General features: G+C 62.1%; 5 protein-coding genes. 2 read left to right on the forward strand and 3 right to left on the reverse strand.

The genetic code is table 11. The annotated features are described in order from the left end of the window. Positions 1-47 precede the first annotated feature (47 nt). The 3 genes from G7025_RS18565 to rimO form a co-directional block, all read right to left on the reverse strand. A complete protein-coding gene (locus G7025_RS18565) occupies positions 48-758 on the reverse strand; it encodes an rRNA pseudouridine synthase (protein WP_181080574.1) in 711 nt (236 codons plus the stop codon). Positions 759-829: 71 nt separating this feature from the next. Further along, positions 830-1,303 carry a GNAT family N-acetyltransferase gene (locus G7025_RS18570; RefSeq protein ID WP_181080575.1) on the reverse strand — a complete coding sequence of 158 codons (474 nt, stop codon included), beginning with the start codon at positions 1,301-1,303 and terminating at the stop codon, positions 830-832. Between the two features lie 102 nt (positions 1,304-1,405). Beyond that, complete coding sequence (gene rimO / locus G7025_RS18575; RefSeq protein WP_181080576.1) at positions 1,406-2,746, reverse strand: 30S ribosomal protein S12 methylthiotransferase RimO; 1,341 nt, start codon at positions 2,744-2,746, stop codon at positions 1,406-1,408. Between the two features lie 288 nt (positions 2,747-3,034). Here rimO and G7025_RS18580 point away from each other — a divergent pair, with 288 nt between their 5' ends. Together G7025_RS18580 and G7025_RS18585 are read left to right on the forward strand one after the other, a co-directional pair. Then, positions 3,035-4,936 carry a potassium transporter Kup gene (locus G7025_RS18580; protein WP_181080577.1) on the forward strand — a complete coding sequence of 634 codons (1,902 nt, stop codon included), beginning with the start codon at positions 3,035-3,037 and terminating at the stop codon, positions 4,934-4,936. A 125-nt stretch (positions 4,937-5,061) separates the two neighbouring features. Further along, positions 5,062-6,168 carry an NADH:flavin oxidoreductase/NADH oxidase gene (locus tag G7025_RS18585; RefSeq protein ID WP_181080578.1) on the forward strand — a complete coding sequence of 369 codons (1,107 nt, stop codon included), beginning with the start codon at positions 5,062-5,064 and terminating at the stop codon, positions 6,166-6,168. Positions 6,169-6,359 lie beyond the last annotated feature (191 nt).

The following is a 6,359-nucleotide window of genomic DNA, read 5'->3' on the forward strand; positions in this document are numbered from 1 at the left end:
CAACGGTGGACAACGCCCGGCGGGGCGCTGTCGAAAGGGGGAGCAGCTTAAAATTTCTCTTTGCCGGACAGGTAACGCCATTGGCCCACTGGAACCTTGCCAATGGACACCCCGCCGATGCGGATGCGGCGAATAGCCACGACCTTCAGGCCGACCGCCTCGCAGAACAGCGCGATCACGCCGGGTTGCGGATTTTTCAGCGCAAAGCGCAGGCGATTTTCGTTCTGCCAGCTGGCTTTTACGGCTGGCAGCTCTTTGCCTTTGTAGGTCAGGCCGTGGTTCAGGCGGTTAAGGCCGTGGGCAACCATCTCGCCTTCGACCTCCACGACATACTCCTGCTCGATCTTGGCGGCATCGGCGGTCAACTTGCGCAGAATCTTCCAGTCCTGGGTAAACACCAGCAGGCCGCTGGCCTTGGCCTGCAGGTCGGCGCTGGCGCTCAGGCGCAGGAAGTGGCCTTTGAGCGGACGCTTGCCGAAACGATGTTCGTCCGACAGGGTATCGGCGCTGATCATCGCCATCGCGGTATCAGCATCCACACCGGCCGGGGCGTGCAGCAGGATGGTCACCGGTTCCGGCGCGGTGGCCTTGGCCTCGGGGTCGAGTTCGACTTTCTGGGTGGTGACCTTGAACTGCGGTTCGTCGATCACTTCACCGTCCACCGAGACCCAGCCGCCTTCGATAAACAGCTCAGCCTCCCGACGGGAGCAACCGACCAGTTCGATAAGGCGTTTGGAGAGGCGTATGGGGTCAGTCATGACAAGGGCCGTAACAAAAGGGGGCGGCTATTGTACCTGCCTGGCGCCGGTTAATCCCGGCCCCATTTCATTTAGCCCTGGCGCGCCTGCGGCGACAGCTGGCGCAAGCGCATGCGCAGCAACGGATAAGGCTGGCCAAGGCCGTCATGCTCGGTGCGTCCGATCACCTCGAAACCTTGCTTGAGGTAAAAGGCCAGGGCCTGGGGATTCTGTTCGTTGACTTCCAGCTCGTCGGCGTTCATGCACTCCACCGCGTAGCGCAGCAACTGGCGGCCCAAGCCTTGGCCACGGTGTTGCGGATCGATGAACAGCATCTCGACTTTTCCCGCCGCTACCCCGGCAAACCCAGTGATGCGCTGGCGCGCGTCCTTGGTGCAGACCAGCATCACCGCATCCAGGTAGCGGGTCAGCACCAGGTCTTTGAGTAATACGATGTAGCTGTCGGGCAGGAAATCATGGGTGGCGCGCACCGACGCTTCCCACACCCGGACCAGTTCCGGGTAATCGCGGGTGTTAGGTGTATGAATGACCGAATGCTGCCGCATGCCCGTTGCCTCTTGCCGATGTGTGCGCCGATGGGCAAAACAATAGACCGAAAAAAGCCCCGCATCTTGTCCAGAAGCAGGGCTTTTTCAAGTTTCCAGCGATCAGTCGCGTTTTTCGGCCCACAGGTCGTATTCGTCGGCGTCGGTCACGGTGCACCAGACCTTGTCGCCTGGCTTCAAACCGCTGGCATCGTCGATAAACACATTGCCGTCGATCTCCGGCGCATCGAAGAAGCAACGGCCCACGGCGCCTTGTTCGTCGACTTCGTCGATGAGCACTTCGATTTCCTTGCCGATACGCAGTTGCAGGCGCGCCGAGCTGATGGCCTGTTGGTGCGCCATGAAGCGTTCCCAACGGTCCTGCTTGACGTCGTCCGGCACCACGGCCAGGTCCAGCAGGTTGGCCGGGGCGCCTTCCACCGGCGAGTACTGGAAGCAGCCGACGCGGTCCAGTTGGGCCTCGGTCAGCCAGTCCAGCAGGTACTGGAAGTCTTCTTCGGTCTCGCCGGGAAAGCCGACGATAAAGGTGGAGCGGATGATCAAGTCCGGGCAGATCTCGCGCCAGTTCTTGATGCGCGCCAGGGTTTTGTCCTCAAAGGCCGGGCGTTTCATGGCCTTGAGCACTTTCGGGCTGGCGTGCTGGAACGGGATGTCCAGGTACGGCAGGATCTTGCCGGCGGCCATCAGTGGGATCAGCTCGTCCACATGCGGGTACGGGTAGACGTAGTGCAGGCGCACCCACACGCCCAGGCTGCTGAGGGCCTCGCAGAGTTCGGTCATGCGGGTTTTTACCGGCGCGCCGTTCCAGAAGCCGGTGCGGTATTTCACATCGACGCCGTAGGCACTGGTGTCCTGCGAGATCACCAGCAGCTCCTTCACGCCAGACTTGACCAGGCGCTGGGCCTCGTCGAGCACGTCGCCCACCGGACGGCTCACCAGCTTGCCGCGCATTGACGGAATAATGCAGAAGCTGCAGCTATGGTTACAGCCTTCGGAGATCTTCAGGTACGCGTAGTGGCGCGGGGTCAGCTTGATGCCTTGGGGCGGCACCAGGTCGATCAACGGGTTGTGATCCTGGCGTGGCGGCACCACGTCGTGCACAGCGTTGACCACTTGCTCGTACTGCTGCGGGCCGGTCACCGCGAGCACGCTGGGGTGCACATTGCGGATATTGCCTTCTTCCACGCCCATGCAGCCGGTCACGATGACCTTGCCGTTTTCCTTGATGGCTTCACCGATCACCTCCAGCGACTCCGCCTTGGCCGAGTCGATAAAGCCACAGGTGTTGACCACCACCACATCCGCGTCCTGATAAGTGGACACCACGTCATAGCCTTCCATGCGCAGTTGGGTCAGGATGCGCTCGGAATCGACCAGCGCCTTGGGGCAACCCAGGGATACAAAGCCGACCTTGGGGTTGGCCGTTGCGGGAGTGGTGGACATGTCTAACCTCGGTATTGAATGACGCCGCCGCCGCAAAGGGCAGGGCAGCGGACGGGCGCTTGGCGCGCCTCTGATCAAAAAGTGCGCAATTCTAGCGATGGGCAACGCACTTGACCAGCTTTATGCAGGGAAATACGACGAGCGCTGCGCTATGCTTCGCGCCGTTGCGCATGGGTAAAACCCTTGGGTCAATAAAACGTCTGTTACGAGAAGTAAAACGGCGCATGCTAGCGTCGGCTTAGACGCGTTGTTCATATAAGACCTCAGGTCAAAGGGCAGGAGTGGTTGATGGGTCAGGCAAGTAGTCAGGCAGTAGGTGCCGAGCATTCAAACGCCAAACCGATTGGCATGCTGGTGGCAGCGGTCGGGGTGGTTTATGGCGATATCGGAACCAGCCCGCTCTATACCCTTAAAGAGGTGTTCAACGGCGGTTATGGGGTTCAGGTCAACCACGATGGCGTGCTGGGGATTCTGGCGCTGATCTTCTGGTCGCTGATCTGGGTGGTGTCGATCAAGTACATGCTGTTTGTACTGCGTGCCGACAACCAGGGCGAAGGCGGGATTATGGCCCTCACCGCGCTGGCGCGGCGGGCGGCGGGGGAGCGCAGACGGCTGCGCAGTTTCCTGGTGGTCTGTGGCCTGTGCGGCGCGGCATTGTTCTACGGTGACAGCATGATCACCCCGGCAATTTCCGTATTGTCGGCCGTGGAAGGCCTGGAACTGGCGTTCGATGGCCTGGAAAAATGGGTAGTGCCGATTGCCCTGGTGGTGTTGGTGGCGCTGTTCCTGATCCAGAAGCACGGCACCGACCATATCGGCAAACTGTTCGGGCCGGTGATGGTGACCTGGTTTCTGGTGCTGGGCGGCCTGGGTGTGTACGGCATCACCCTGCACCCTGAGGTACTCCATGCCCTGAACCCGATCTGGGCCGTGCGTTTCTTCGAGGCCCATCCAGGCATCGGCGTGGCGATCCTCGGCGCGGTAGTGCTGGCATTGACCGGCGCCGAAGCGCTGTATGCCGACATGGGCCACTTCGGTCGCAAGCCGATTGCCCGTGCGTGGTTCATGCTGGTGTTGCCGGCGTTGGTACTCAACTATTTCGGCCAGGGCGCGATGCTGCTGGGCGATCCCGAAGCCGCGCGCAACCCGTTTTATCTGCTGGCGCCGAGCTGGGCGCTGATCCCGTTGGTGGTGTTGTCCACCCTGGCCACTGTGATTGCCTCCCAGGCGGTGATTTCCGGTGCGTTCTCCCTGACGCGCCAGGCGATCCAACTCGGTTACATCCCGCGCATGCATATCCAGCACACCTCCAGCGCCGAACAGGGCCAGATCTATATCGGCGCGGTGAACTGGTCGTTGATGGTCGGCGTGATCCTGCTGGTACTGGGTTTCGAATCGTCCAACGCCTTGGCCTCGGCCTACGGCGTGGCGGTAACCGGCACCATGCTGATGACCACCATCCTGGTGTCGGCGGTGATGCTGCTGCTGTGGAAATGGCCGCCGGTGCTGGCGGTGCCGGTGCTGGTCTGCTGCCTGTTGGTCGACGGTCTGTACTTCGCCGCCAACGTGCCGAAGATCATCCAGGGCGGCGCGTTCCCGGTATTGGCGGGCATCGTGCTGTTCGTGCTGATGACCACTTGGAAGCGCGGCAAGCAATTGCTGGTGGAGCGCCTCGACGAAGGCGGCCTGCCGCTGCCGATCTTTATCAGCAGCATCCGCGTGCAACCGCCCCATCGGGTGCAGGGTACGGCGGTGTTCCTCACGGCGCGCCCGGATGCGGTGCCCCATGCGCTGTTGCACAACCTGCTGCACAACCAGGTGCTGCATGAGCAGGTGGTGCTGTTGACCGTGGTCTACGAAGATATTCCACGCGTACCGGCCACCCGACGTTTCGAGGTGGATGCCTACGGCGAAGGCTTCTTCCGCGTCATCCTGCACTTCGGGTTCACCGACGAGCCGGACGTACCCCAGGCGCTGAAGCTGTGTCATCTGGACGAACTGGATTTCAGCCCGATGCGTACCACCTATTTCCTCAGCCGTGAAACGGTGATTGCCTCGCGCATCAAGGGCATGGCGCGCTGGCGCGAAGGCTTGTTCGCGTTTATGTTGAAAAACGCCAACGGCAACCTGCGCTTCTTCAAACTGCCGGTTAACCGGGTGATCGAGCTGGGTACCCAGGTCGAGATGTAAGCCCACGCAGCACGGGCGCCGGCCATCGGCGCCCGTGTTGTGCTGAACCCTGTGCGATCGCGCGTTGTCGACTAGGCTCTAAGCACGCTTTGAAGAGTGCCCACAGAACCCAGAAGAGGTGCGCCATGAGTCAACTGCTCGAATCCTACACCCTGCGCCAATTGACTTTGCCCAACCGCATCGCCGTATCGCCGATGTGCCAGTACTCCAGCGCCGATGGCCTGGCCAATGACTGGCACTTAGTGCACCTCGGCAGCCGTGCGGTAGGCGGCGCTGGCCTGATCTTCACCGAAGCCACTGCGGTGAGCGCCGTTGGTCGCATTACTGCCCAGGACCTGGGGCTGTGGAACGACCAACAGATCGAACCGCTGCAACGCATTACGCGCTTTATTGCGGCCCAGGGTGGGGTGGCCGGAATCCAGCTGGCGCATGCCGGGCGCAAGGCCAGCACTCACCGCCCGTGGCTCGGCAAGCACGGCAGCGTCAAGCCTGAAGACGGTGGTTGGGCACCGGTCGCGCCGTCGCCGATTGCTTTCGACCCCCAGCACACCCAGCCCAAACCGTTGGATGAAGCCCAGATCCAGCAGGTGATCGCCGACTTCGTCGCGGCGGCCAAACGCGCCCTGACGGCCGGCTTCAAGGTAGTGGAGATCCACGCGGCGCACGGCTACCTGTTGCATCAGTTCCTCTCGCCGCTGAGCAATCAGCGCCAGGACGCATACGGTGGTTCGTTCGAAAATCGCATTCGCCTGGTGCTGCAAGTGACCGAGGCCGTGCGCGAGGCGTGGCCACGGGAGCTGCCGTTGTTCGTGCGGGTATCGGCCACCGACTGGGTCGAAGATGGCTGGAACCCGGATGAAACCGTGGAATTGGCGCGCCGCCTGAAGGACCTTGGGGTGGATCTGATCGACGTCTCGTCCGGCGGCACCGCCGCCAACGCCGAGATCCCCACCGGGCCGGGCTATCAGACGCGTTTCGCCGAACGCGTGCGCAAGGAGGCGGGCATCGCCACCGGCACCGTCGGCATGATCACCGAGCCGGCGCAGGCCGAGCACATCCTGCGTACCTGCCAGGCCGATATCATCTTCCTGGCCCGTGAGCTGCTGCGCGATCCGTATTGGCCCTTGCATGCCGACGACGACCTGGGCGGTCGCAAGGCGACCTGGCCGGCGCAATATCAGCGCGCGACCCATCGGGATCAGCCGATCCATGAGTCTGACTTGAAGAATTAGCCTTCGTCGCTTCAAAACCCACCCTGACCCGGTCAATGCCGGTCAGTTAAGAGACGGAACGGGCAACCAGTACCCTGTGGCGAGCGGGCTTGCCCCGCGTTGGGCTGCGAAGCAGCCCCAAAACATAGTCCCGGAGCTGCCTCGCATACTGCGACGCTCCTATTGGGGCTGCTGCGCAGCCCCAATAGGAG

It is taken from the genome of Pseudomonas lurida (assembly GCF_013522705.1).
Taxonomy (GTDB): Bacteria; Pseudomonadota; Gammaproteobacteria; order Pseudomonadales; family Pseudomonadaceae; genus Aquipseudomonas; species Aquipseudomonas quebecensis.

What these genes read in the sequence shown, in the direction of transcription:
- G7025_RS18565 (WP_181080574.1), bottom strand. Translation starts at nt 758, where the DNA reads ATGACTGACCCCATACGCCTCTCCAAACGCCTTATCGAACTGGTCGGT.
- G7025_RS18570 (WP_181080575.1), bottom strand. Translation starts at nt 1,303, where the DNA reads ATGCGGCAGCATTCGGTCATTCATACACCTAACACCCGCGATTACCCG.
- rimO (WP_181080576.1), bottom strand. Translation starts at nt 2,746, where the DNA reads ATGTCCACCACTCCCGCAACGGCCAACCCCAAGGTCGGCTTTGTATCC.
- G7025_RS18580 (WP_181080577.1), top strand. Translation starts at nt 3,035, where the DNA reads ATGGGTCAGGCAAGTAGTCAGGCAGTAGGTGCCGAGCATTCAAACGCC.
- G7025_RS18585 (WP_181080578.1), top strand. Translation starts at nt 5,062, where the DNA reads ATGAGTCAACTGCTCGAATCCTACACCCTGCGCCAATTGACTTTGCCC.